Origin of the sequence: Rhodanobacter sp. OR92, assembly GCF_000427545.1 — a bacterium.
GTDB classification, from domain to species: domain Bacteria; phylum Pseudomonadota; class Gammaproteobacteria; order Xanthomonadales; family Rhodanobacteraceae; genus Rhodanobacter; species Rhodanobacter denitrificans.
This window is the reverse complement of the sequence record NZ_ATYF01000012.1, coordinates 1-23,861: the sequence shown is the minus strand read 5'-3', so window position 1 is coordinate 23,861 and position 23,861 is coordinate 1. Positions and strand designations below refer to the sequence as shown.

Here is a 23,861-nt window from a genome sequence, read left to right as displayed (position 1 = left end):
CGCCGGATGGTGGCGCACTCACGAATAGTCAGGGTGATGCAATGAATTGGCTGCAGAAAATCATGAACCCGCGCACCCGCCCGCACGCCACCAACGGCGGCAAGGGCTCGGTGCCCGAGGGCGTGTGGGAGAAGTGCGGCGGCTGCGGCACGGTGCTGTACAAGCCGGAGCTGGAGCGCAACCTGATGGTCTGCCCCAAGTGCGGCCATCACCATTACATCAGTGCGCGCGCGCGGCTCGATGCGCTGCTCGACGAAAGTTCGGCGCAGGAACTGTGGGCCGGCCTGGAGCCGACCGACCCGCTGAAGTTCCGCGACTCGAAGAAGTACCGCGACCGCATCGTCGCCACCCAGAAGAAGATCGGCGAGAAGGATGCGATGGTCGTGATGAGCGGCCGGCTCAAGGGCCGCCCGCTGGTGGCGGCGGCGTTCGAGTTCGCCTACATGGGCGGCTCGATGGGTTCGGTGGTCGGCGAGAAGTTCGCTCGCGCCGCCGAGCGCGCGCTGGCCGACCGCAGCGCGCTGGTGTGCTTCTCCGCCACCGGCGGCGCGCGCATGCAGGAGGCGCTGTTCTCGCTGATGCAGATGGCCAAGACCTCGGCCACGCTGGCGCGCCTGCGCGACGCCGGCGTGCCGTACATCAGCGTGCTGACCAACCCGACCACCGGCGGCGTCTCCGCCAGCCTGGCGATGCTGGGCGACATCAACATCGGCGAGCCGAAGGCGCTGATCGGCTTCGCCGGCCCGCGCGTGATCGAGCAGACTGTGCGCGAGACTTTGCCGGAGGGTTTCCAGCGTTCGGAGTTCCTGCTCGAACACGGCGCCATCGACCTGATCGTCGACCGCCGCGAGATGCGCGACAAGCTGGCCGACCTGCTCGGCATCCTGATGAAGGCGCCGCGCGCGGCCTGAGCGGGTGCTCTGCCGGCGATGATGCGATGCCGCCTGCGGGCGGCATCGTCGTTAGCGCTGGCGGGTTTTCCACAGCGGCTGTGGAAGCGTTCGGGCAAAGCCTGTGGACAAGCCGCTTTCGCCGTTGATCCATCAAGCACTTGCTACGCGCTGGTCACGAGTTGCGCATGACGGCGCCGCGTGTGGCACCGGTTTTCCACAGCGATTGTGGAGCGCGGGCGGCAAAGCCTGTGGACAAGTGTGCTATCTGCTTGAGCGCAAAGGCGGGGCCGACGGCGTGCGCAGGTTCTGCGCAGTGCCGTACTCAGCCGAGCAACGATGCCAGCCATAGCGACGCGCTGCCGAGGCCACCGCCGATGACGATGGCGGCCAGCACGTCGCTGGGGTAGTGCAAGCCGAGGATCACCCGCGAGACGGCGACCAGTGCGGTGAAGCCCAGCAGCAGCGGTGCCAGCGGCGGATACCAGGCCAGCGCCACGGTGCTGAAACCCACCGCCTGCAAGGTATGCCCGGACGGAAAACTGAACTCGTCCAGCGGCGGCACGTGTGCGATCACGCCGGGGCAGGCGCGATACGGGCGCGGGCGGCGCGTCCAGCGCTTGAGCAGGCGATACAGCAGCAGCGCGGCGAGCCCGGTGGCTGCCATGTGCGTTGCTGCGGCGATGCCGCGCGGGCCGCCGAGCATGGCCAGCGCGGCCATCAGTGCGTACCAGAACACGCCGTCACCGAGCCGGCTGACCGCGCCGAAGAAGGCTCCCACCACGCGGCGGGCGCCCCAGTGGTTGGCGATCACGCAGACGCGGCGGTCCAGCGCGAAACGCGGTCCGGGTAGAAGCTCAGAGGCGGGCAGCGATGGAGGCGTGTTCATGCAGGTTCTCCTCGGCCATGTCGCGCAGCAGGGATTCGAAATCGCGGATCACCGCTTCCGGCGAGAGTCCCGCCACGCCGGCGTGCGCCGCGCGCCCCATGTGCCGGATCAGTGCAGGGTTGCTCGCCAGTCTCACCGAGGCATCGATGAAGGCCGCCTCGTCGCCCGAGGCGATGCGGCAGCCGTTGACGCCGTCGACGAGGTGCTCGCGCGCGGCACCCTCGGCATACGCCACCACCGGCAGGCCGGCGGCCAGGGCCTCGATGATCACGTTGCCGAAGGTCTCGCTGAGGCTGGGGAACGGGAACAGGTCCGCGCTGGCATAGTGCCGCGCCAGCGCTTCGCCGCCTTGCACGCCGGCGAAGATGAAGTCCGGATGGGCGGCCTGCAGTGCGCCGCGGGCCGGACCGTCGCCGACCCACACGTAGCGCGCCTGCGGCACCTGCCGCTGGATCGCGCGAAAAGCCCGCACCGCCAGCTCGAGATTCTTTTCCGGCGCGATGCGCCCGACGTACAGCACCACCGGCGTGGCGGCGTCCACGCCCCAGTCGGCGCGCAAAGCCATGTCGCGCCGGTTCGGGTGGAACAGCTGCGTATCCACGGCGCGGCGCAGCAAGCGTGCGTTGGTGATGCCCATGGCGTGCAATTCCTGTGCGAGCGCATCGGTCGGCACCAGCGTGGCGATGGCGCGCTGGTGGAAACGACGCAGGTAGCCGCGTACCAGCGGCGTGAGCAGGCCCACGCCGTAATGGCTGGCGTAGCTGTCGAAGCGGGTGTGGAAACCGCTGCTGAGCGGAATGCCCAACTGCCTGGCGGCACGCATGGCCGACCAGCCGAGCGGCCCTTCGGTGGCCACGTACACCGCATCGGGGCGCTGTCGCGACCAGTGCCGGCGCAGGGTGTGGCCGGCGGGCAGACCGAAGCGCAGGCCGGGGTAACGCGGCAGCGCGCCGCCGCGCAATTCGAGCACGTCGATGCCGACTTCGTCGCCGTGCGGCTGCGGCTGGCGCGGACGGATCAGGTCGATGCTGTGGCCACGGGCGGCGAGCCCGGCGGCGAGACTGTGCACGGTCAGCGCGACGCCGTTGATTTCCGGTGGATAGGTTTCGCTGACGATGCCGATGCGCATGACGATGTCCGTGCTGGCTGGACGCAGCTTCACCGGTTCGCGTTGCGGCGGCGTGGCGGGCGCATGACGTGGCAGTGACGCATCGGTGCCTTGCGGGCGCCGCAGCGCTTACACTGGGGGGCATCCTTCACCGCTGGAGACCGACGATGAAACGCATCCTGCTCGCCCTGGCCCTGGCCGGACTGACCGGCGCCGCGCTGGCCGCCGATGCCCCCGCCGGCCTGCCGGTCACACCGGCTCCCGCCGGCGCCGAGGTCTACCTCATCTCGCCGAAGGACGGCGCCACCGTGGGCCAGGACGTCACCGTGCGCTTCGGCCTCAAGGGCATGGGCGTGGCGCCGGCCGGCGTGGCCAAGGAGCACACCGGCCACCATCACCTGCTGGTCGACGTGAAGGAGCTGCCCGCCGCCGGCCAGCCGATTCCGAAGGACGAGCAGCACATCCATTTCGGCGGCGGCCAGACCGAGACCACGTTGAAGCTGAAGCCCGGTACCCACACCCTGCAGCTGGAACTGGGCGACCAGAACCATGTGCCGTTCGAGCCGGCCGTGGTGTCGAGGAAGATCACCATCCACGTCAAGTGAGTTTCGGGCGGCGCCGGCTTGCTTCCCGCGCTCAGTGTCCGAAGTAGACCGCGACGCCTAGATTGGTCTGCCAGTCGGGCGCCGCACCGTCCAGCCGATGGTCGAAGCCGGCGTCGAGCTGCACGCGTGGGGTGATCATCCATGCCAGTCCGGCACCGGCAACCGTGCCGCTGCCCTGATCCGGCGTGTACAGCCGCGCGGCTTCGATATACAGCATCAGCGTGCTGTCCAGCGTGTAGTTGTCGCTGGCTGCCACGGTGGTGCTGTCAGCGCCGCCACTGCGCACATCCTGCAGATACAGACCCAGCGAGTTGCTCCCGCTTGCCTGCAGGTTGAACTGTGCGCCGAGCAGGTATTGGCGCCGGTCGCTGCGGAATGCCTTCGCGCCATCGGTGAATTCCACGTTGCCCAGCAGGCCCCAGCCGAAGGCCGGGTTCGAGGACGGCAGTGCCAGTTTCAGCCCGAGTGTCGTGTCGCCATGTCCATGACTGCGATCACCGCTGCCGGCACCGTCCTGCCGCAACGAGTTCCATGGCGAGCTGCCCAGTTGCAGTTCCAGCGGGCCGCCGATGCCGATGCGCAGCAGGCTGTCGGCGCTGTACTGCGAGATGGAGATGCCGTCCTGTCGATCACGGCTCCAGTCCGGCAATCCCTGTTCGATGGTGATGTCGCCCATGCCGAGCGCGACGGGCGTGAAGCCGTAGCCAGGGCGGTCGTAGCCCGGATTGCCGGCCATGGCGGACAGGGCGAGGCCCGACATGAGCGTGGCGAGTATGGTCGGGGCAATGCGCCGACGTCGCTGTGGGCTGCGGCAGCGGCGAGTATCCCGGTATCGGCTAAAATCCATCACTTCGCTCCGCATCCGTTGAGTTCCCATGACCGTCCGCACCCGCTTCGCCCCCAGCCCCACCGGTTTCCTGCACATCGGCGGGGCGCGCACCGCGCTGTATTGCTGGCTGGAGGCGCGTCGCCGCGGCGGCGAGTTCATCCTGCGCATCGAGGACACCGACCGCGAGCGTTCCACCGAGGAAGCCGTGCAGGCGATCCTCGACGCGATGCACTGGCTCGACCTCGACGCCGACGAAGGCCCGTTTTACCAGACCCAGCGGCTGGCGCGGTACAGGCAGGTCGCCGACGAACTGGTCGCCGCCGGCAAGGCGTACTACGCCTACGAGAGCAAGGAAGAGATCGAGGCGATGCGCGAGGCGGCGATGAAGGTGGGCGAAAAACCGCGCTACAACGGCTACTACCGCGACCGCAACGAACCTTTCCGCGACGACCCGAATCGGGTGATCCGCTTCCGCAACCCCACCGAGGGCTCGGTAGTGTTCGAGGACAAGGTGAAGGGTCGCATCGAGATCGCCAACAGCGAGTTGGACGACCTGGTGATCTTCCGCTCCGACGGCTGGCCCACCTACAACTTCGCGGTGGTGGTCGACGATATCGACATGGGCATCACCGAGGTGATCCGCGGCGACGACCACGTCAACAACACGCCGCGCCAGATCAACATCTACCAGGCGCTGGGTGCCGCGGTGCCGGAGTTCGCGCACCTGCCGATGATCCTGGACAAGGAAGGCAAGAAGCTGTCCAAGCGCACCAACTCGGTCAGCGTGATGGAGTACCGCGCCGCGGGCTTCCTGCCGCACGCGATCCTGAACTACCTGGTGCGCCTGGGCTGGTCGCACGGCGACCAGGAGATCTTCTCGCGCGGGGAAATGATCGCGCTGTTCGACATCGCCGACGTCAACAAGGCCGCTTCGCGCTTCGACACCGAGAAGCTGGCCTGGCTCAACCAGCACTACCTGAAAACCGACGAACCGCAGTCGCTGGCCGCCGAGTTCGCGTGGCACCTGCAGCGCGCCGGGATCGACGCGTCGCGCGGCCCGGCGCCGGTCGACGTGGTCGTGGCGCTACGCGACCGCGTGCACACGCTGAAGGAAATGGCCGAGCGCGCGAAGATCTGGTACGGCCCGATCGTCGAATGGGACGACAAGGCGGTCGCCAAGCACCTGAAGAACGACAGTGCGGTCGCCGTGCTGGAGGTGGCGAAGGCGCTGCTCGCCGAGGTCGAGTGGCAACCCGCTCCGATCCACCAGGTGATCGAACAGGTCGCCGCGCAGCTGGCACTCGGTATGGGCAAGGTCGCCCAGCCGCTGCGCGTGGCGATGACCGGCACCCAGGTCTCGCCCTCGATCGAGCACACTATCTACCTGGCCGGCCGCGACGAGGCGCTCACGCGCATCGACGCTGCGATCGCCATGGCGCGGGAATGAGCTTCCCGCCATGCCGATGACGCACTGACCCGGCATGGACGAGCTGCTGGCCAAGGCCACCCATGGTGTCGATCCCGACGCGCCGGGTGCGTTCTGGCAGGTCTTCTTCAACCTGTTGAACATGCTGCCGTGGGCAGCCATGTTCTGGTGGAGCCTGCTGTTCGTCGCGGTGGGCGCGCTGCTCGGCTGGTGGCGCGGCCGCCTGTTCGAAGGGATCGTGTGGGCATGGCTGCTGGGGCCGATCGGCTGGATCGTGCTGCTGCTGCGAACCCGCCGCAAACCGCCGCGTCGGCCGCCGCCGTTGCCGCGCTGAAGCCTTGCTGCCGCTGCGACGGGCGCAGTGTATGATCCAGCACGAGGTGAAACGCTTGAGCCACGACGCCGCCCGCAACCCGCACCCGAGCCACCCGCACCATCACGACGCGAAAGGTTTCGTGCGCGCCGTGGAACATGCCAGCGAGGAGCGCGGCTTGCGCCTGACTCCGCTGCGCAAGGAAGTGCTGGAGCTGATCGCGGCCGCGCACAAGCCGGTCAAGGCCTACGACCTGCTCGACCAGTTGCGCGAGAAGCACGGCAACGCGGCGCCGCCGACCGTCTATCGCGCACTCGACTTTCTGCTCGAGAACGGTTTCATCCACAAGCTGGAATCGATCAACGCGTTCGTCTCCTGCCACCACCCGGCCGAGGCGCACCAGGTGCCGTTCCTGATCTGCGATACCTGCTCCAATGCGCAGGAGGTCTGCGACGAGCGGGTTGCCGAGCTGATCGAGGCGCAGGCGAAGGCGTTCGGCTTCCGCCCGCAGGCGCAGACGCTGGAAGTCCATGGCACCTGCCGGCATTGCCGCAAGAGCTGACCCGCGTTGCCGGGTATGGCGTTCGGCAGTGTTATAATGTAACATACAGCCCGACTGGATACTGAGCCGCCACGTCTGGCGGCGCCGGGCACGACGATGGATTCCGAGCAGGCGAACAAAACCCGCTGGTGGCACGCTGCCGATCGCGTCGGCGCGATGGCTTCCTTCCTGTGCGCGATCCATTGCGCGCTGCTGCCCTTCGTGCTTGCGCTGCTGCCGCTGGTAGGGCTGGAATTCCTGGCCGATCATCGCTTCGAGCGGGCTTTCGTGCTGGGTGCCTGCGTGCTGGCCTCGCTTGTACTGATTCGGGGGTATCGCCGGCACCAGCGCTCGCTGCCGTTGCGGCTGGCCGTGCCGGGTCTGGCCCTGCTGCTGCTCGGCGTCACCTACATCGACGGTCCTGCGCCGATTCTGCACAGCGTGCTGGTGACCTGCGGCGGTCTGCTGCTGGCCGGCGCGCATTTCGCCAACCTGCGGCTGGACAGCCGCAACCATGCTCTCCATGTGCACGGCCCGCAGTGCGCGCACTGAACGCAGTGATTGTGTAACGGCGCCAGCCGTTCCTAGCATGCACGCATGAATACCGCCCACGCCGATCGGCACGCGCACGCTCACGACGGTGACCACGGCCACGCGCACGACCCGACCGCCGTATCCGGCAGCCGCGGTCGCAAGCTGCTGTTGGCGTTCGGCCTGACCGCCGCGATGATGGCGGTCGAGGTGGCCGGCGGCGCGTGGTCCGGTTCGCTGGCCTTGCTGGCCGATGCCGGACACATGGTGGTCGACGCGTTGGCCCTGCTGCTGGCGATCGTCGGTGCGCGGGTGGCCATCCGGCCGGCCGATGCGCGGCGCAGTTACGGCTATGGCCGGATGGAGGTGCTGGCGGGATTCGTCAATGCGCTGGGCCAGTTCGTGCTGGTCGGCTGGATCGTCTACGAGGCCGGCGTACGGCTGCTGCATCCCGGCGAGATCCTCTCGGGAATCATGTTGGTGGTGGCGATTGCGGGCCTGCTGGTGAATGCGCTGGTGCTGCGTACCCTGCACGGGCATGCGCATGACGACGTCAACCTGGCCGGCGCCAGCCTGCACGTGCTGGGCGACCTGCTCGGTTCGCTGGCGGCGGTGCTGGCGGCGCTGGCGATCCGCTGGTTCGGCTGGCTGTGGGCCGACCCGGTGCTGTCGCTGCTGATCTCGCTGCTGATCCTGGGCAGCGCGTGGCGGCTGCTGCGGGTGTCGGCGCACATCCTGCTGGAGGGCGTGCCCGACGGCATGGACAGCGCGCTGGTGGAGGCGTCGCTGCGCACCGCCGATCCCGGTATCCGCGACATCCACCACCTGCACGTGTGGCAGCTGGCCTCGGGCTCGCGCATGGCCACCGTGCATGCCGAGTTGGCCGAGTGTGCCGATGGAGCGCAGGCTTTGCAGGCGATCAAGCGGATGCTGCTGGAGCGTTTCGGCATCCAGCACGTGACCGTGCAGATCGACCCCGGCAGTTGTCTGGACGCGAGCGAAGACTGCGCCGGACACGGTCATCGCTGACTATCCCGTGCGGCTCCGAACACTGCTATGATGGCAGGCCGTTCATCCAATAAATCAAGGAGTTCCCCATGGGCAAGGGCGATCGCAAGACTCGTCGCGGCAAGACCTATCGCGGCAGCTACGGCAATACCCGGGCGCACGGCGTGCTGCCGGCCGTGGTGGGCGCCAAGCCGACCGTGACCAAGCCGGCTGCCGCCAAGAAGGCCGCGCCGAAGAAGAAGTCGGCCTGAGCCGCTTCGCCACGCACAAAAAAACCCGCTGCGGCGGGTTTTTTTGTGCGTGGATCGCTGCGCCGCGGGCGGCTGCGGGTCAGAAGCGATACTGCACGCCCAGCGACCAGAGTCGGCGCGGCTCCAGCTGCAGGCCGTTGACGCGTTGCCACACCGGCAACTGGACGAACGCGAATGCATCCAGCCGCGGACTGAGCTTCACGCTGATGCCCGGGCTGAGATAGGCAAAGGTGGCGCCGCTGTTGGGGCGGTCGGATTGCCGGCCGTTTTCGCGCCGCTCGCCGTGGATGTTCAGCTGCAGCTGCGGCGTGATGCGTCCGGCGTCGAGATAGCGCACGCCGAAATCGATGTTGAGCGAATTGCCGGGGCGGAAGCCGTCCCGCGCGTCCAGCGGAACCTGCGCCATGGCTTGGCCGAAGTAGGCCAGCGAGTCAGTGAGCAGGCCGAACTTGTAGACGCCGAACAACGCGTCGGTGGTGCCGGTGCCCAGTTGCAGGCCGCGGTCGAGCGGCTGGCCGGCCTGCGGCCCGGCTGCGAAGCGCTGGGTGAAGCGGCCGGTGGGCAGCTTCACGCCGAATTGCATACCGAGGCCGGCGTCGTCGCTGAACCCCTGGTAGCGCACGAGCAGGCGCAGGTCGCCAATGCCGCGCGTGTCGGAGGTGGAAATGTCGGTGTCGCCGCCGGCAATGGTCTGGTGGTGACGGTCGGTATACGGCAACTGTGCCGAGATACCCCAGTAGCGCGAGAAGTTGTAGCTCGCGCCGAGCAGGGTGGTGCGGTTGATGGTCTTGCGCTGAACCTCTTCGTCAGCGGGGTACTGGAACGCACTGCGGCTGACGGTGTCGGTGCCGTGCATCAGTCGCGACTGGTCGAAATAATCCTCGCGTACGCTGAGGTGCAGGCCGCGGCTGGTGGCATAGTCCTGGCTTGACCAGTCCGAATTGAGCGAGCAGCCGCAGGTGGAGCAGGCACCGGCCAAGGCCGGGGCCAGCGTGCCTGCGAGCAGCACCGTGGCGGCGAGGCGCCGGTGACGTGTGCGCGGGTACGACGACCGGGAGCCGCCATGCGGCAGGTGCTGGTTCGGATGTTTCACGCATACTCCCGATGGGTTTGCTTCGACTTCGCCATTGTCCCACCGCGATGACGCTGCCGGTTGCGGCGTGACGTCACAACCAGCCGATTCGCGGTCGGACGCGGGTTGGATGAGGCGTCGTGCGGACAGGTTCCCACGAGGCCGCACCGCGCAGGATGGCTCGCCCTCCAGTGGGCCTGGGCCGTCACATGCGGCGGTGGCGGCGTGCGTGCGGACCAACCTGAATGGTGGCCCGGCATGCACTGATCGCCCGGTTTGCCGCAGCGCCACATGCCATGTATGATGCGCACCATTGTGTTAATGCGTTAGTACATTATGAAGCGTCGATCACGCGATCCCGAAACCCCCGTCGAGTCGGCCGAGCAGAGCCTGTACGAGGCGCTGCTGTCGCTGAAGAACGTCGAGGAGATGGCGGCCTTTCTGGGCGACCTGTGCACCCCGGCGGAACTGGAGGTGCTGGTGGACCGCTGGCGGGTGGTGCCGTTCCTGCTCGATGGCGTGCCGTACCGCGAGATTCACGAGCGCACCGCGGTCAGCATTACCACGATCGGGCGGGTGGCGCGCTATCTCAACCAGGGCAACGGCGGCTACCTGGCGGCCGCCGCCCGCGCGGCGCGGCGGCAGGCACAGACCACGAGGAAGAAGGCATGAAGCCGCGCGACCGTTTGCGCATCGCGATGCAGAAATCCGGACGGCTCACCGAGCCGGCGCTGGATCTGCTGGCCCGCTGCGGGCTTACCTTCCGGCAGAGCCGCGACAAGCTGTTCTGCTTCGGCGAGGGCGAGCCGGTGGACCTGCTGCTGGTGCGCGACGACGACATCCCCGGCCTGATCGCGCAGGGCGTGTGCGATCTCGGCATCGTCGGGCGCAACGTGCTCAGCGAATTCCAGCTGACCGGCGGACGCGAGGCCGAGCCGCTGGCCGAGCTGCGCCCGCTCGGCTTCGGCCGTTGCCGGCTGTCGATCGCGGTGCCGCAGGAGCTGGATTACCGCGAGCCGCGGCAGTTGCACGGGCGGCGCATCGCCACCTCGTATCCCGGCCTGCTCGGCGAGTGGCTGCGCGCGCAGGGCGTCGATGCCGGCGTGGTGACCCTCGCCGGTTCGGTCGAGATCGCGCCGAAGCTGGGCACCGCCGATGCGATCTGCGACCTGGTGCAGAGCGGCGGCACGCTGGTGGCGAACCAGTTGCGCGAAGCCGACGTGCTGTTGCACAGCGAGGCGGTGCTGGCCGGCCCGCTGGCGCTGCCGGCGGACGAACGCGGCGACCTGCTGGAGCTGCTGCTGAAGCGGCTGGACGGGGTGATCCAGGTGCGCGAGTCGCGCCTGCTGCTGCTGCAGACCTCGCGCCACACGCTGGAGGCGGTGACCCGGCTGCTGCCGGGCGGCCCGCAGCCGACCCTGCTGCCGGTGGCCGGCCAGCCGGATCAATTGATGTTGCAGGCGCTGTGTGCCGGCGAGGTGAGCTGGCGGCAGCTGGAAGAGATCAAGAAGGCCGGGGCGCGCGAGATGTTCGTGCTGCCGGTGGAGAAGATGCTGGCATGAATCAGGTTGGCAAGAAGGGCAGGTTCGCATGAAACGTCTGGACTGGAACGCCCTGGATGAAGCGGCGCGCCGCGAGGCGCTGGCGCGCCCCGCGCAGTCGCGTGCCGATGAACTGCGCCGCGGCGTCGAGCGGATCGTCGCCGTCGTGCGCGAACGCGGCGACGCGGCGCTGCGCGAACTCAGCGCGAAATACGACCACTGCGCGCTGGAGGCGATCGCGGTGGTCGAGGCCGAATTCGCTGCGGCCGAGGCTTCCCTCGATCCGGCCCTGAAGGCGGCGATCCGCGAAGCGGCGGCGCGCATCGAGGCGTTCCATCGCGCGGCGGCGCTGCAGCCGGTGGCGGTGGATACCGCACCCGGCGTGCGGGTGGAACGCATGCTGCGGCCGATCGGCCGGGTCGGCCTGTACGTGCCTGCCGGCAGCGCGCCGTTGCCGTCCACCGCCCTGATGCTGGGCGTGCCGGCGCATATCGCCGGTTGCCGCGAGGTGGTGCTGTGTTCGCCGGCGCGCGCCGACGGCCGTTGCGACGAGGCGGTGCTGTATGCCGCACGCCTCACCGGCGTGCACCGGGTGTTCAAGCTGGGCGGCGCGCAGGCGATCGCGGCGATGGCCTACGGTACCGCCAGCGTGCCGAAGTGCGACAAGCTGTTCGGCCCCGGCAATGTCTGGGTGACCGAGGCGAAGCTGCAGGTGTCGTCCGATCCGGATGGCGCCGCGATCGACATGCCGGCCGGCCCGTCCGAAGTGCTGGTGATCGCCGATGCCGGGGCGAATCCGGTGTTCGTCGCCGCCGACCTGCTGTCGCAGGCTGAGCACGGGCCGGATTCGCAGGTGATCCTGCTGAGCCCGTCCGCCGACCTGCTGGACCAGGCAGCCGCCGAGGTCGAACGCCAGTGCGCCGAATTGCCGCGTGGTGCGATCGTCCGCCAGGCGCTGGCGCAGAGCCGGCTGATCGCGGTCGATTCGCTGGCGCAGGCGGTGGAAGTGAGCAATCGCTACGCGCCCGAACACCTGATCCTGCAGGTGGCCGCGCCACGCGCGCTGCTCGATGGCATCGAGAGCGCCGGCTCGGTCTTCCTCGGCCAGTGGGCGCCCGAATCGGTGGGCGACTACTGCAGCGGCAGCAACCACGTGCTGCCGACCTACGGTTACGCGCGCAGCTACAGCGGCGTGTCGGTGGCCAGTTACCAGAAGCAGATCAGCGTGCAGGAAGTCAGCGCCGACGGCCTGCGCAATATCGGCCCGTGCACCGCCACGCTGGCGGCGGCCGAGCAACTGGAAGCCCATCGCCGCGCGGTGACCCTGCGCCTGGAGGCGCTGGCATGAGCGTGCTCGATCTGGCACGGCCGGAGATCCGCGCGATGCAGCCGTACTCCTCGGCGCGGATGGAGGCCAGCGGCGGCGAGGTCCTGCTCAACGCGAACGAATCGGCGTGGGCGCCGGTCGGCGACGACGGCCTCGGCTGCAACCGCTACCCCGAGCCGCAGCCGGCAGCACTGGTCGAGGCGCTGGCCACGCTCTACGGCGTGCGGCGCGAGCAGTTGCTGGTCGGCCGCGGCAGCGACGAGGCGATCGACCTGCTGGTGCGCGCGTTCTGCCGCGCCGGCCGCGACGCGGTCCTGATCCAGCCACCGACCTTCGGCATGTACGCGGTATGCGCGCGGGTGCAGGACGCGGGCATCGTCGAGGTGCCGCTGGCGGCGGATGCCACGCTGGACGTGGACGCGGTGCTGGCCGCGCTGACCCCGGCGGTGAAGCTGGTCTTCGTCTGCACGCCGAACAATCCCACCGGCCAGCCGGTGCCGCGCACCGAGCTCGAGCGGCTGGTGCAGGCGCTGGCCGGCCGTGCGCTGCTGGTGGTGGATGAGGCCTATGTGGAGTTCGCCGACGAAGGCAGCGTGGCCGACCTGATCGACCGCTACGACAACCTCGCCGTGCTGCGCACCCTGTCCAAGGCCTGGGCGCTGGCCGGCGTGCGTATCGGCAGCCTGCTGGCGAGCGCCGACGTGATCGCCCTGCTGCGCCGGATCATGGCGCCGTACCCGCTGCCGCTGCCGAGCGTGGACGCGGCGCTGCTGGCGCTGTCCGGCTGGGGGCAGGCGAACGCGCGCGAACACCTCGCCGTGGTGCGTGCGGAGCGCACGCGCATGTGCGAGGCCTTGCGCTGGTTGCACAACGTGCGTGAGGTGTTGCCGTCGCAGGCGAATTTCCTCGCCGTGCGCTTCGACGATGCCGCCGGTGCCTACCAGCGCCTGCTCGCCGCCGGCATCGTGGTGCGCGACGTGCGCCGCTACCCGAACCTCGGCGACGCGCTGCGCATCACCATCGGCACGCCCGCGGAGAACGAACGGGTGCTGGCCGTCCTGCAGGAAACCAGCCCGTGAGCCGCAAGATCCTCTTTGTCGATCGCGACGGCTGCCTGATCGAGGAGCCGGCCGACGAGCAGATCGACAGCTATGAGAAGCTGGCCCTGCTGCCCGGCGTGATCGCCGCGCTGCAACGCTTCGTCGCCGCCGGCTACGAGCTGGTGATGGTGAGCAACCAGGACGGCCTGGGTACCGACGGTTTTCCGGAGCCGCATTTCAGCGGGCCGCACGAACTGCTGCTGCGCATCCTCGCCTCGCAGGGCATCGCCTTCCGCGAGGTGCTGATCGACCGCAGCCTCCCGCACGAGGGCCTGGACACGCGCAAGCCCGGCGTCGGCATGCTGCGCCACTACCTGGCCGACGACGGTTGGAGCCGCGTGGCGTCGGCGATGGTGGGCGACCGCGAGACCGACCTGCAGTTCGCCGCGAACATGGGCGTGCGCGGCCTCCGCGTCGGCCCGCAGGGCGTGGGTTGGGAGGAACTGGCGCACCAGTTGCTGGATGCGCCGCGCGTCGCCACGGTGGTGCGCAACACCCGGGAAACCCGCATCACGGTCAGCGTGGACCTGGACCAGGTGGCCGAACCGCAGGCGCATACCGGACTGGGCTTCTTCGACCACATGCTGGAGCAGATCGGCAAGCACGGCGGCTTCGCGCTGCAGCTCGACTGCGACGGCGACACCCACATCGATGAACACCACACCATCGAGGACTGCGCGCTGGCGCTGGGCCAGGCGTTGAAACAGGCGCTGGGCGACAAGCGCGGCATCGGCCGCTACGGCTTCACCCTGCCGATGGACGAGGCGCAGGCCAGCGCCGCGCTGGACCTGTCCGGCCGGCCGTACTTCGTGTTCGAGGGCAGCTTCCCGCGCGAGCGGGTGGGCGAGGTGCCGACCGAACTGGTGCCGCATTTCTTCCGCTCGCTGTGCGAGACGCTGGGCGCGAACCTGCACCTCGCCGTGCGCGGCGACAACGCGCACCACATGGTCGAGGCCTGCTTCAAGGTGGTGGCGCGCACGCTGCGCCAGGCGATCGCCCGCTCCGGCAGCGAACTGCCCAGTACCAAGGGAAGCTTGTAATGTGGCGATCAATGCACATCGGCGCAGGAGCGCACCCTGTGCGCGATAGCTCTTCGCCACGCGATGGAAAGCATCGCGCACAGAGTGCGCTCCTGCGTGCGAGGTACGTGTGATGGTGGTCCTTGTCGACGCCGGCGGCACCAATATCGGCTCGGTACGCTATGCGCTGCAGCGCCTCGGCGCGGATGCCGCGCTTACTGCGGACGCGGCGGCGATCCGCGCCGCCGACAAGGTGATCCTGCCCGGCGTGGGCGCCGCCGGCCCCGGCATGGCGCGGTTGCGCGAGCTGGGCCTGGTCGACGTGCTGCGTTCGCTGGAACAGCCCGTGCTCGGCGTGTGCCTGGGCATGCAATTGCTGTGCGCGCATTCGGAAGAGGGCGATACCGGGTGCCTGGGGCTGATTCCCGCACCGGTACGCCGCTTCGTCGAAACGCCGGGCCTGCGCGTGCCGCACATGGGCTGGAATGGCTTGTCGGTCCAGCGGGAACATCCGTTGCTGGCCGGCCTGGACGACGGCGAGCAGGCCTACTTCGTGCACAGCTATGCGGCGCCGGTCGGCGACTGGACCCTGGCCACGGCCGACTATGGCGGCGCGTTCTCGGCGGTGATCGCGCATGGCAACTTCCATGGCATGCAATTCCACCCCGAGCGCTCCGCCGCCGTCGGCGCGAGGCTGCTGAAGAACTTCCTCGAACTATGAACTTCGACGTGATTCCCGCGATCGACCTGCGTGGCGGCCAAGTGGTGCGCCTGAAGCAGGGCGACTACGCGCAGCAGACCACCTATGCCGCCGATCCGCGTGCGCTGGCGCGGCGCTATGCCGAGGCAGGTGCGCGCTGGCTGCACATGGTCGACCTGGATGGCGCGCGCTCGGGCAGCCTCGCCAATCTCGCCGTGATCCAGGCGATCACGGCCGATGGCATGCAGATCCAGGCCGGCGGCGGCGTACGCGGCGAAGACGACCTGCGCCGGCTGTTCGACGCCGGCGTGCAGCGCGTGGTGCTGGGCAGCGTGGCGATCCGCGATCCCGAACTCGTGGCCGGCTGGCTGGGCAGGTACGGCGCCGAACGGCTGACCCTCGCGCTCGATACGCGCCGCCTCGGTGGCCGCTGGAGCCTGCCCAGCGCCGGCTGGACCGAAATCGAGGCGCGCACGCTGGACGAATTGGCGCCGTGGTACGCCGCGCGCGGTGCGCGCCACCTGCTGTGCACCGACATCGACCGCGACGGCATGCTGGCCGGCTTCAACCTCGATCTCTATCGCCACCTCGTCGCCACGGTGCCGTCGCTGGCCGTGCAGGCTTCCGGCGGCGTGCGCTCGCTGGACGACATCCGCGCCGCGCGCGAAGCCGGCGCGTGGGGCGTGATCCTCGGCCGCGCGCTGCTGGAAGGGCGCTTCACCGTCGAGGAGGCCCTCGCATGCTGAGCCGCCGCATCATTCCCTGCCTCGACGTGCGCGACGGCCAGGTGGTCAAGGGCGTGCGCTTTCGCGACCACGTGGTGATGGGTGGCATCGTCGATCTCGCGCTGCGCTACCGCGACGAAGGCGCCGACGAGCTGGTGTTCTACGACATCACCGCCAGCCCGGAAGGGCGCAGCGTGGATCGCGGCTGGGTGGAGAAGGTCGCGCGGGTGATCGACATCCCGTTTTGCGTGGCCGGCGGCATCCGCTCGGTCGACGAGGCGCGCGCGGTGCTGCATGCGGGCGCCGACAAGATCTCGGTGAACTCGCCGGCGCTGGCGCGTCCCGCGCTGGTCGACGAACTGGCCGCCGCGTTCGGCGTGCAGTGCGTGGTGGTCGGCATCGACTCGCTGCGCGATGCCGACGGCGAGTGGCGCGTGCGCCAGTACAGCGGCGATCCTGCGAAGACGCGGGCATTGCCGCGCCGCACGCTGGACTGGATAACCGAGGCGCAGCAACGCGGCGCCGGCGAGATCGTGCTCAACTGCATGGACAGCGACGGCGTGCGCCGCGGCTACGATCTGGAGCAGCTCTCCGCCGCCCGCGCGATCTGCCACGTGCCGCTGGTCGCCTCCGGCGGCGCCGGCGAACCACCGCATTTCCGCGATGCCTTCGTCGAGGCCGACGTGGACGGCGCGCTGGCGGCCAGCGTGTTCCACTCCGGCGCGATCGCGATACCCGAGCTCAAGCGTTACTTGCGTGCGCAGGGCGTGATGGTGAGAAGCGAGTGAAGAGGAGTGAGGAGTGAGAGGATGCGTTTGCTGGGACCGTTCGTGCCGAGCGTGGCTTGCATCAGCAAGCGGAATCGAAGCATCCAGGCGGCGCCCTTCGACTTCGGCGCCGCGTGCCTGCGCTCAGGGTGAACGGCGTGGTGAATCGAACTTCAACACCGCTCAGCATGTTTTCTCTTCACTCCTCACTCCTCAATTTCCCCGGAGTAATCGATGAGCGATGCCAACACTGATCTTTCTCGCCTCGACTGGACCAAGGGCGGCGGCCTGCTGCCGGCGATCGTGCAGCACTGGCTGAGCGGCGAAGTGCTGATGCTCGGCTACATGAACGCCGACGCGCTGGCACGGACGCAGGCCAGCGGGCAGGTGACGTTCCACAGCCGCAGCAAACAGCGGCTGTGGACCAAAGGCGAAAGCTCCGGCCGCGTGCTCGCGCTGAAGTCGATCCGCCTCGACTGCGATGCCGACACCTTGCTGGTCCGGGCCGAGCCGCATGGACCGACCTGCCACACCGGCACCTCCAGCTGCTTCGGCGACAGCGCCGAGGTGCGTCCGCCGCTGGGCTTCCTTGCCGAACTCGACACGCTGGTCGCGCAGCGTCATGCCGAGCGGCCGGAGGGCAGCTACACCACGAAACTGTTCAACGGCGGCATCCGCCGCATGGCGCAGAAAGTGGGCGAGGAGGGCGTCGAGACGGCGCTGGCGGCGGTTGCGCAGGGCGACGAGGAATTGCTCGGCGAGGCGGCGGATCTGCTGTTTCATCTCACCGTGGCGCTGCGTGCGCGTGGTCTGTCGCTGACGGACGTGGTGGGCGTGTTGGCCGCTCGGCACCGTGCTGGATAGCGCCGGCGAACGCCCCCGCCGCGTTCAATCCGCCAGCCGCGCAACCACCAGGTCCAGCAGCGCCCGCAGGCGTGCCAGCCGCCGCATGTCGCGGTGATAGCCGAGCCACGTTTCCCGCGGCGGTGGCGGTTCGCCCAGCTCGATGCGTCGCAGGCCGGCCATCGCGTCACCCAGCGGGCGCGGCAACACCGCGACACCTGAACCCTGGACGCACATCTGCGCCTGCACCGCACGCGCGTTGCTGCGGAAGGCCACACGCGCGTTCGGCAGCATGCGTTGCAGCCACGCGACGTCGGGCATGCCGCTGAACGCGCTGTCCATGGTGATCAGCGCCGCGCCTTCGCCATCGCCCGCGCGCGGCGGCGGATAGTCGGCGGCGGCATAGACGCCGTAGGGCATGTGCAGCAGCTCGCGCGAGACGATGTCCGGTTCGTCGAACGGCTTGATGCGGAATGCCAGGTCGGCTTCGCGGCGCGAAAGGCTGAGGAAGCGCGTGTCGGTCAGCAGCTCGATGGTGACGCGGGGATATGCCCTGGCGAATTCGGCGATGACCGGCGCCAGTACCTGTTCGGCGAACCAGTCGGAAGCGGTGATCCGCAGCATGCCGTCGAGGTGCCGCTCCTGGCCGGCGAGCTGGCGCTGGAACGCAAGCGCTTCGTCCTCGATGCGCTCGGCGTGACTGAGTACCGCCGCACCTTCGTCGGTGAGCACGAAGCCTGCCGGGGTGCGCTGGAACAGCTTGTGCCCCACGGCATGTTCCAGTGCCTGCAGCCGTCGCCCCATGGTCGGCTGGGTTTGCCCCAGCTTGCGCGCGGCGGCGCCGAGCGTGCCTTCGCGTGCGACAGCGAGGAAGACACGTAGATCGCTCCATTCCATCGCGACACCTCGTTGCGCCGGTCGAACCGCCAGCATGGAAACGCCGGCGTGGCTCCATGCAATTATGCATGAAGTTCGTACGTTTATTTTGATTTTCAAACGAAATTGACGAGCGTAGCTTGGCGACCACTTCCTCCGACGCCGAGTACGACATGACTACTGCTGCCTCCATGCAAGCCGCCGTTCTTGAAAATCACGGTGCCCCGTTTCGCCTGGCCTCGATTGCCCGGCCGGTGCCGCAGGCGGGCCAGGTGCTGGTGCGGATCCTGGCCAGCGGCGTCAACCCGCTGGATCTGAAGATCCGCAGCGGCGCCGCCGAGCATGCCCGGCATCCGCTGCCGGCGATCCTCGGCATCGACATGGCCGGGGTGGTCGCTGCGTTGGGTGCGGGCGTTACCGGGTTCCGGCCGGGCGACGAGGTTTATGGCATGACCGGCGGTGTCGGTGGCGTGCAAGGCTCGCTGGCCGAATATGCCGCGGTGGACGCCAGCCTGCTGGCGCGCAAGCCCGCGCACTTCAGCATGCGCGAGGCCGCCTCGCTGCCGCTGGTTTTCATCACCGCGTGGGAAGGGCTGGTGGATCGTGCCCGGGTGGGCGTGGGGCAGACCGTGCTGGTGCAGGGCGGTGCCGGCGGCGTCGGCAGCATGGCGATCCAGATTGCGCGCGCTTGCGGCGCGACGGTTTTCGCGACCGATGCCGCTGCGCGCGCCGCCATCAGCCGGCAACTGGGCGCCACGCCGATCGACCATGAGCGGATGCCGGTCGAGGACTATGTGGCCGCGCATACCGCCGGTCGCGGTTTCGACGTGGTGTACGACACCGCCGGCGGCGCGAGCCTGGATGCATCGTTCAAGGCGGTGTCGCGCTTCGGCCACGTGGTCAGCTCGCTGGGATGGGGCAGCCACGCGCTGGCGCCGCTGTCGTTTCGTGCCGCGAGCTATTCCGGCGTGTTCACCTTGCTGCCGTTGCTGACCGGCGAAGGCAAGCCGCATCACGGCGAGATCCTGCGCGAAGCCACGCGTCTGGCCGAAGCCGGGATGATCAAGCCGCTGCTGGACGCGCGCCAGTTCGCGCTGGGCGCGGTCGACGATGCCTACGCACTGATCGAGCAGCGGCAGGCGCAGGGCAAGGTCGTTATCAGCATCGGCAACTGAAGCCCTTGCGGGTCGCCGATGGCCAAGCCATCAAGTTGCACATCCCGATGGCCGGCGCACTCATGCGATCGGCCATCCCGTTTCGAACTTGCGCAGGAGAAATACCATGATGAACTGGCTGGAATACCGCACGGAACTGATGGGCCGCATCGGCGAGCTCGGCAGGCTGAGCCCCGACACGCTGGCCGGTTACCAGACGCTTTCCCGGGCGGGCCAGAAGACCGGGCATCTGGATGCCAGGTCTCGCGAGCTGATTGCCCTGGCCGTCGCGGTGAGCATTCGTTGCGATGGTTGCATCACCGTGCACACGGGCGAGGCGCTGAAGCACGGCGCGAGGCGCGAGGAAATCGCCGAAGCGCTGGATGTGGCCGTGGTGCTCAACGCGGGTGCCGCCATGGTCTATTCCGCCCGGGTGATGGACGCCGTGAGCGCCCATGGTGTCCCGGCGTTGGCGCCATGAACGCCACGCTGGCGCAGCCCCGTAGGGCATTTCCCCTGTCGGCGACCGTCTTGCCTTGGCGTCCCCGGCATCGACCGGGTCAGTGCGCCGATGCCGAGCCGGCCGGTGCGGGCGCCGCCGGCCTGAACGGGAGCGCCGGCCCGGGCGAGACGCCCTTGCGCCACAGGGCGAGTTGCCCGGCGATGCCGCTGCCGATGTCGATCTGCGGCTCGGAAGGCGTGAGTTTGTCCTGCCGCTCCCACCGGCTGATCTCGCCGCTGGCCCGCTTGAACGCATCCGCGAAATTGTCGGTGCGGTTCAGCGCGTCGACCAGCCAGGCCTTGCCGAAGTAGGTGATGTCCGAGTCGCTGCCGCAGCCGAACGAGCTGCGGTCGGCGCGGGCGGCGGTGAGCACCAGCGTGCCGGGGCCGCGCAGCGGCGGCACGAAGCCGCCGGAGTAGCAGGCGTTGATCACCACCACCTTCCACTTGAACGGGTGCATCGCCAGGATGCCGGCCAGGTCGCTGGCGCCGAGCTGGTCCAGCGGCAGCGGGTCCATGTCGAGCAGCAGGTCGTGGTCTTCGCTGCCATGGCTGGTGAGGTACAGCAGGAGGATGTCCTGGTCCGGCTGCATCACCTTGCCCAGGCCGTCGAGCGCGGTTTCCAGGTTGCTCCAGCTGGCCAGTGGTCGGGTGCTCAGGCTGGCCGGGTTGTTTTCCAGCACCAGGCTGTGCGCGCTGGCGCCGAAGCGTTGCGCGAACAGACGGGCGGCGTACTCGGCCTCGTTGCGGAACACGTCCTCGCTGCCGTCGCCGGCGAACGCCAGCAGGTACAGGTTCGGCTTGCCGGGTATGCGCGGGCCGAGTTCGGACAGCGCTTCGCGCATCATCCGCGGCTGCGCGTACAGCACCTGTTCCGGGGTGGGAGCCTGCTCGGGCCACGCGTCGACAGCGGCATCGCCATCCGGCGCGGGGTCCGCGGCCATGCGGTTGGCTACGGCGGTGGAGGGCGATGGTGCCGCCTCCTGGCGGCCGGGCCACCAGGTCGCCAGCAGCACCCCGGCAGCGAACGCGAGCAGGATAGTCAGGATGCTGCGCATGGCGGGCTCGCGCGGCGGGTTCATGGCGTGATCGCCTCGAAATCGCGATAGACCGGATGGCGTGGCGAATCGGGCAGCGCCTGCGCCGCGCGCACCAGCCAGCCGGTGTGGAAGCCGGCGGCCTGCGCGGCGTCGAGTTCCTCGGCAATGTCGGAGAGGAACAGCAGGTGGCGGGGCTGCTCGCCGATCGCCTCGGCGATGCGCCGGTAGGATTCGGCTTCGCGCTTCGGCCCGGTCTCGGTGTCGAAATAGCCGGCGAACAGCGCGCTGAGGTCGCCCGCCTCGCTGTGCCGGAAGAACAGTTTCTGCGCCGACACCGAGCCGGACGAGTAGACATACAGCCGCAGCCCGTCGGCGCGCCAGTCGCGCAGCCGCGCGGCCACTTCCGGGTAGACGTGGGCGCGATAGTCGCCGGCCTCGTAGCCGTCCTTCCAGATCATGCCCTGCAGCGCCTTCAGCGCGGTGGACTTGCGATCCTGGTCGATCCACTTGAGCAGCAGTTCGATGATGTCCTGGCGACTGGCTTCCACCAGGCCGGCTTCCCGGGCCGCCTCGTGCAGCCAGTGCTGGACTTCGGGCTTGTCGCCATGGGTCGCGACGAACGCCGGCAGCCGCTTGCGCGCGTACGGGAAAAGCACGTCGCGGACGAAATCGATCGAGCTGGTGGTGCCCTCGATGTCGGTGACGATGGCGCGGATTTCGATCATGGATGCGGGATCCGGTGGGCGAGTAAAGACGTTGCCCGCGAACGGGCGCCTACGCGGCAGGAGTCATGCGCGGGAAGCGCGAGGCGATGTCGTCGCCGGTGAAGTTGGCGACCCAGCCTTCCTTGTTGGTGAACAGCCGGATCGCCACGAAGTATGGCGCCTCGCTCATGTCGAACCAATGGCGGGTGCCGTCGGGTACGCCGATCAGGTCGCCCTGTTCGCACAGGATGTCGTAGACCCTGCCGCCGAGATGCAGGGTGAATTGGCCGGCGCCGGCCACGAAGAAGCGCACCTCGTCTTCGCTGTGGGTGTGCTCGCTGAGGAACTTCTGGCGCAGCGCGGCGCGGTCGGGATGATCCGGCGTGAGGCTGATCACGTCCACGGCCTGGTAGCCTTCCTCACCCATCAGTCGGTCGATGTCGCCGCGATAGGCGGCGATCACTTCGTCCTGCCTGGCGCCCGGCACGATCGGTTGGCTCGCCTGCCATTGTTCAAAGCGCACGCCGACCTTGCCCAGCTCGGCGGCGATCGCGGCGTGCTCGTCGATCTCCGCCAGCGGCGATTGCGGTCGGGTTTCGTCGAAGATGCGCAGTCGGCTCATGATGCCCTCAGCTTTTTCAGGTCAAGTTCGCAGCCGAGCAGGAACTCCAGCGCCTCCAGGTGGCGCCGGGTCTCGGCCATGTCGCGGCCCCAGGTGTAGATGCCGTGGCCGTCGATCAGGTAGGCGTGCAGCGGCTTGCCCGCGTCCAGCCAGGCAGCGACCCGGGCCACCAGTTCGGGCATGTGCTGGGTGTTCGGGAACACCGGGATTTCCAGCGTGCTTTCATGGGTGTGGCAGCCGCTGATCGCCTTCTGCAGTTCCCAGCCCTGCAGGCGAACCATGCCGTCGGCGGCGAACAGTCGTGACGCCACGCTTTGCGTGCGCGAGTGGGTGTGCAGCACCACGTTCATCTCCGGCCAGCGCCGGTAGACCTGGGTGTGCAGCGCCGTTTCGGCACTCGGCCGGGCGTCGGTGCCGACCGGCTCGCCGTCCAGGTCGATCAACATGATGTCGTCGCGCCCGAGCTTGCCCTTGTGCCGGCCCGAGATGGTGATCGCCGCGTGACTGGCGTCGACCCGCATCGAGAAGTTGCTGCTGGTCGCCGGTGTCCAGCCCATTGCCGACAGCTCGCGTGCGGCCTCGGCAATGGCGTCAGCGCGCTGTTCGAACACACTGGCGAGGATCGCGGCTGGCAGGGTCTGGCTCATGCGGTTTGGACGTCCAAATGGGCATGGACTATACCATGTGCCGGCCCGCGACCATGCTGGAATGAGAGCCATTCTCGCTAGTCAGGAAAAGTTTGGATCGCGGGCGTAACATCGGTGCGGATCCGGTGCAGGGTGTGCCGGACAGATTCCGACGGAGGCTTGCCCATGTCGAAAGAACAAGATCTCGAATCGCGTCGCCGGTTCCTCAAAGTGGCCGCCGGCACCACGGCGGCAGCTGTGGTCATCGGCAGCCTGCCGCGCTTTGCACGGGCGGCGGATCTGCCGCCGGTGAGCGAGTCGGATCCGACCGCGAAGGCGCTGGGTTACGTGGAAGATGCCACGAAGACCGCCAATGCAAAGCACAAGGCCGGTGACGATTGCACCAACTGCCAGTTCTACAGCGGTGGCCCGAGCGGTCGTGGACCGTGTCAGCTGTTCCCGGGCAAGTCGGTGAATGCGAAGGGCTGGTGCGTGTCGCATACGCCGAAGAAAGCCTGATCGCACCAGGCAAGCGGGTTGCATCGAAAGGCCGGCTCATCGCCTAATGCCAGTCAGTTAAGGTATTGACGAAGCCGGAACGACCCAAGAGGCTCATGGTTTTCCATGAGCCTCTTGCTTTGATCTCAGCCCTGCAAGCCAACTTTGATGCGGTAGGCGATCTGTCTCCCGACGCGTTTGATCGTTTCAGCCAGCTCATTCCGGCCGCCTGGATCGAGCAAGCATTGCAAGCGACTGGCACGACGTCACTGCGCCGTCGACGTCTGCCGGCCGAGCGATTGATCTGGCTGGTCATCGGCTTAGCGCTGTTTCGCAACGAACCGATCTGGCACAT

General features: G+C 68.5%; 30 protein-coding genes. 21 read left to right on the top strand and 9 right to left on the bottom strand.

Annotation, left to right across the window (positions count from 1 at the left end; all coding sequences use genetic code 11):
* Positions 1 to 41 precede the first annotated feature (41 nt).
* On the top strand, positions 42 to 911 hold the full coding sequence (gene accD, locus RHOOR92_RS0105445; protein WP_027489803.1) for an acetyl-CoA carboxylase, carboxyltransferase subunit beta: 870 nt from the start codon (positions 42 to 44) through the stop codon (positions 909 to 911).
* A 304-nt stretch (positions 912 to 1,215) separates the two neighbouring features.
* On the opposite strand, the gene RHOOR92_RS0105440 is transcribed toward accD, so the two are convergent.
* Together RHOOR92_RS0105440 and RHOOR92_RS0105435 are read right to left on the bottom strand one after the other, a co-directional pair.
* Positions 1,216 to 1,779 carry a phosphatase PAP2 family protein gene (locus tag RHOOR92_RS0105440; RefSeq protein ID WP_027489802.1) on the bottom strand — a complete coding sequence of 188 codons (564 nt, stop codon included), beginning with the start codon at positions 1,777 to 1,779 and terminating at the stop codon, positions 1,216 to 1,218.
* Positions 1,748 to 2,908, bottom strand: coding sequence for a glycosyltransferase family 1 protein (locus RHOOR92_RS0105435; protein ID WP_037115037.1), 1,161 nt, complete (start codon positions 2,906 to 2,908; stop codon positions 1,748 to 1,750). Before RHOOR92_RS0105435 ends, RHOOR92_RS0105440 begins: the two co-directional genes overlap by 32 nt.
* Positions 2,909 to 3,054: 146 nt before the next feature.
* Here RHOOR92_RS0105435 and RHOOR92_RS0105430 point away from each other — a divergent pair, with 146 nt between their 5' ends.
* Positions 3,055 to 3,492, top strand: coding sequence for a DUF4399 domain-containing protein (locus RHOOR92_RS0105430; RefSeq protein WP_015447332.1), 438 nt, complete (start codon positions 3,055 to 3,057; stop codon positions 3,490 to 3,492).
* A 31-nt stretch (positions 3,493 to 3,523) separates the two neighbouring features.
* Here the strand turns inward: RHOOR92_RS0105430 and RHOOR92_RS0105425 are convergent, their stop codons facing one another.
* Complete coding sequence (locus RHOOR92_RS0105425; RefSeq protein ID WP_037114962.1) at positions 3,524 to 4,252, bottom strand: transporter; 729 nt, start codon at positions 4,250 to 4,252, stop codon at positions 3,524 to 3,526.
* A 115-nt stretch (positions 4,253 to 4,367) separates the two neighbouring features.
* Between RHOOR92_RS0105425 and gltX the strand changes: the two genes are divergently transcribed.
* The 6 genes from gltX to RHOOR92_RS19235 all read left to right on the top strand — a co-directional run bounded on the left by gltX (position 4,368) and on the right by RHOOR92_RS19235 (position 8,391).
* Entirely contained in the window at positions 4,368 to 5,768 is a 1,401-nt protein-coding gene (gene gltX, locus RHOOR92_RS0105420) for a glutamate--tRNA ligase (RefSeq protein ID WP_027489799.1), read from the top strand.
* Between the two features lie 34 nt (positions 5,769 to 5,802).
* The gene (locus RHOOR92_RS0105415; protein WP_007512982.1) at positions 5,803 to 6,081 is read left to right on the top strand and encodes a hypothetical protein; all 279 of its coding nucleotides are present in this window, start codon (positions 5,803 to 5,805) and stop codon (positions 6,079 to 6,081) included.
* Positions 6,082 to 6,112: 31 nt separating this feature from the next.
* On the top strand, positions 6,113 to 6,622 hold the full coding sequence (locus RHOOR92_RS0105410; RefSeq protein WP_015447335.1) for a transcriptional repressor: 510 nt from the start codon (positions 6,113 to 6,115) through the stop codon (positions 6,620 to 6,622).
* A gap of 96 nt (positions 6,623 to 6,718) precedes the next feature.
* Positions 6,719 to 7,153 carry a MerC domain-containing protein gene (locus tag RHOOR92_RS0105405; RefSeq protein WP_007512987.1) on the top strand — a complete coding sequence of 145 codons (435 nt, stop codon included), beginning with the start codon at positions 6,719 to 6,721 and terminating at the stop codon, positions 7,151 to 7,153.
* 45 nt (positions 7,154 to 7,198) lie between these two features.
* Positions 7,199 to 8,161 (top strand): cation diffusion facilitator family transporter, encoded by a 963-nt coding sequence (locus RHOOR92_RS0105400; protein WP_027489798.1) that lies wholly within the window; start codon positions 7,199 to 7,201, stop codon positions 8,159 to 8,161.
* Positions 8,162 to 8,229: 68 nt separating this feature from the next.
* Positions 8,230 to 8,391: a 30S ribosomal protein THX gene (locus tag RHOOR92_RS19235; RefSeq protein WP_015447337.1), complete on the top strand. Its 162-nt coding sequence runs from the start codon at positions 8,230 to 8,232 to the stop codon at positions 8,389 to 8,391.
* A 79-nt stretch (positions 8,392 to 8,470) separates the two neighbouring features.
* Here RHOOR92_RS19235 and RHOOR92_RS0105390 read toward each other — a convergent pair whose 3' ends face one another.
* Positions 8,471 to 9,484, bottom strand: a complete 1,014-nt coding sequence (locus RHOOR92_RS0105390; protein WP_027489797.1) for a hypothetical protein — start codon at positions 9,482 to 9,484, stop codon at positions 8,471 to 8,473.
* Positions 9,485 to 9,799: 315 nt separating this feature from the next.
* Here RHOOR92_RS0105390 and RHOOR92_RS0105385 point away from each other — a divergent pair, with 315 nt between their 5' ends.
* The 9 genes from RHOOR92_RS0105385 (at position 9,800) to hisIE (ending at position 17,506) form a co-directional block, all read left to right on the top strand.
* Complete coding sequence (locus RHOOR92_RS0105385) at positions 9,800 to 10,135, top strand: YerC/YecD family TrpR-related protein (protein ID WP_007512995.1); 336 nt, start codon at positions 9,800 to 9,802, stop codon at positions 10,133 to 10,135.
* Positions 10,132 to 11,025, top strand: a complete 894-nt coding sequence (gene hisG, locus RHOOR92_RS0105380) for an ATP phosphoribosyltransferase (protein ID WP_027489796.1) — start codon at positions 10,132 to 10,134, stop codon at positions 11,023 to 11,025. The genes RHOOR92_RS0105385 and hisG overlap by 4 nt, the downstream gene beginning before the upstream one ends.
* 28 nt (positions 11,026 to 11,053) lie before the next feature.
* Positions 11,054 to 12,352, top strand: a complete 1,299-nt coding sequence (gene hisD, locus RHOOR92_RS0105375) for a histidinol dehydrogenase (RefSeq protein ID WP_027489795.1) — start codon at positions 11,054 to 11,056, stop codon at positions 12,350 to 12,352.
* Positions 12,349 to 13,410: a histidinol-phosphate transaminase gene (hisC, locus tag RHOOR92_RS0105370; protein ID WP_027489794.1), complete on the top strand. Its 1,062-nt coding sequence runs from the start codon at positions 12,349 to 12,351 to the stop codon at positions 13,408 to 13,410. Before hisD ends, hisC begins: the two co-directional genes overlap by 4 nt.
* On the top strand, positions 13,407 to 14,471 hold the full coding sequence (gene hisB / locus RHOOR92_RS0105365) for a bifunctional histidinol-phosphatase/imidazoleglycerol-phosphate dehydratase HisB (protein ID WP_027485647.1): 1,065 nt from the start codon (positions 13,407 to 13,409) through the stop codon (positions 14,469 to 14,471). The genes hisC and hisB overlap by 4 nt, the downstream gene beginning before the upstream one ends.
* Positions 14,472 to 14,580: 109 nt before the next feature.
* Positions 14,581 to 15,171 (top strand): imidazole glycerol phosphate synthase subunit HisH, encoded by a 591-nt coding sequence (gene hisH / locus RHOOR92_RS0105360; RefSeq protein WP_027485646.1) that lies wholly within the window; start codon positions 14,581 to 14,583, stop codon positions 15,169 to 15,171.
* Positions 15,168 to 15,896 (top strand): 1-(5-phosphoribosyl)-5-[(5-phosphoribosylamino)methylideneamino]imidazole-4-carboxamide isomerase, encoded by a 729-nt coding sequence (gene hisA / locus RHOOR92_RS0105355; RefSeq protein WP_007513006.1) that lies wholly within the window; start codon positions 15,168 to 15,170, stop codon positions 15,894 to 15,896. Before hisH ends, hisA begins: the two co-directional genes overlap by 4 nt.
* Complete coding sequence (gene hisF / locus RHOOR92_RS0105350) at positions 15,890 to 16,663, top strand: imidazole glycerol phosphate synthase subunit HisF (RefSeq protein WP_027489793.1); 774 nt, start codon at positions 15,890 to 15,892, stop codon at positions 16,661 to 16,663. The genes hisA and hisF overlap by 7 nt, the downstream gene beginning before the upstream one ends.
* A 213-nt stretch (positions 16,664 to 16,876) precedes the next feature.
* Positions 16,877 to 17,506, top strand: a complete 630-nt coding sequence (gene hisIE, locus RHOOR92_RS0105345) for a bifunctional phosphoribosyl-AMP cyclohydrolase/phosphoribosyl-ATP diphosphatase HisIE (RefSeq protein ID WP_007513010.1) — start codon at positions 16,877 to 16,879, stop codon at positions 17,504 to 17,506.
* 24 nt (positions 17,507 to 17,530) lie between these two features.
* Here the strand turns inward: hisIE and RHOOR92_RS0105340 are convergent, their stop codons facing one another.
* A complete protein-coding gene (locus RHOOR92_RS0105340; protein WP_027489792.1) occupies positions 17,531 to 18,382 on the bottom strand; it encodes a LysR family transcriptional regulator in 852 nt (283 codons plus the stop codon).
* A 152-nt stretch (positions 18,383 to 18,534) separates the two neighbouring features.
* On the opposite strand from RHOOR92_RS0105340, the gene RHOOR92_RS0105335 reads away from it, so the two are divergent.
* Positions 18,535 to 19,536 carry a zinc-dependent alcohol dehydrogenase family protein gene (locus tag RHOOR92_RS0105335; RefSeq protein WP_027489791.1) on the top strand — a complete coding sequence of 334 codons (1,002 nt, stop codon included), beginning with the start codon at positions 18,535 to 18,537 and terminating at the stop codon, positions 19,534 to 19,536.
* Positions 19,537 to 19,642: 106 nt separating this feature from the next.
* Positions 19,643 to 19,996 (top strand): carboxymuconolactone decarboxylase family protein, encoded by a 354-nt coding sequence (locus RHOOR92_RS0105330; protein ID WP_027489790.1) that lies wholly within the window; start codon positions 19,643 to 19,645, stop codon positions 19,994 to 19,996.
* 79 nt (positions 19,997 to 20,075) lie between these two features.
* On the opposite strand, the gene RHOOR92_RS0105325 is transcribed toward RHOOR92_RS0105330, so the two are convergent.
* Genes RHOOR92_RS0105325 through RHOOR92_RS0105310 form a run of 4 tightly spaced genes read right to left on the bottom strand, consistent with a single transcriptional unit; the run spans position 20,076 to position 23,029 of the window.
* Positions 20,076 to 21,074: a C13 family peptidase gene (locus RHOOR92_RS0105325; protein WP_037115035.1), complete on the bottom strand. Its 999-nt coding sequence runs from the start codon at positions 21,072 to 21,074 to the stop codon at positions 20,076 to 20,078.
* Between the two features lie 20 nt (positions 21,075 to 21,094).
* On the bottom strand, positions 21,095 to 21,781 hold the full coding sequence (gene mtnC, locus RHOOR92_RS0105320; RefSeq protein ID WP_027489788.1) for an acireductone synthase: 687 nt from the start codon (positions 21,779 to 21,781) through the stop codon (positions 21,095 to 21,097).
* A gap of 49 nt (positions 21,782 to 21,830) precedes the next feature.
* Positions 21,831 to 22,382: an acireductone dioxygenase gene (locus RHOOR92_RS0105315; RefSeq protein ID WP_027489787.1), complete on the bottom strand. Its 552-nt coding sequence runs from the start codon at positions 22,380 to 22,382 to the stop codon at positions 21,831 to 21,833.
* Positions 22,379 to 23,029 (bottom strand): methylthioribulose 1-phosphate dehydratase, encoded by a 651-nt coding sequence (locus tag RHOOR92_RS0105310; protein WP_027489786.1) that lies wholly within the window; start codon positions 23,027 to 23,029, stop codon positions 22,379 to 22,381. Before RHOOR92_RS0105310 ends, RHOOR92_RS0105315 begins: the two co-directional genes overlap by 4 nt.
* A gap of 165 nt (positions 23,030 to 23,194) precedes the next feature.
* Here RHOOR92_RS0105310 and RHOOR92_RS0105305 point away from each other — a divergent pair, with 165 nt between their 5' ends.
* Together RHOOR92_RS0105305 and RHOOR92_RS18555 are read left to right on the top strand one after the other, a co-directional pair.
* Positions 23,195 to 23,527 (top strand): high-potential iron-sulfur protein, encoded by a 333-nt coding sequence (locus tag RHOOR92_RS0105305; RefSeq protein WP_007513026.1) that lies wholly within the window; start codon positions 23,195 to 23,197, stop codon positions 23,525 to 23,527.
* Positions 23,528 to 23,622: 95 nt separating this feature from the next.
* The coding region (locus RHOOR92_RS18555) for a transposase domain-containing protein (RefSeq protein ID WP_037114954.1) at positions 23,623 to 23,861 on the top strand (239 nt) is incomplete at its 3' end.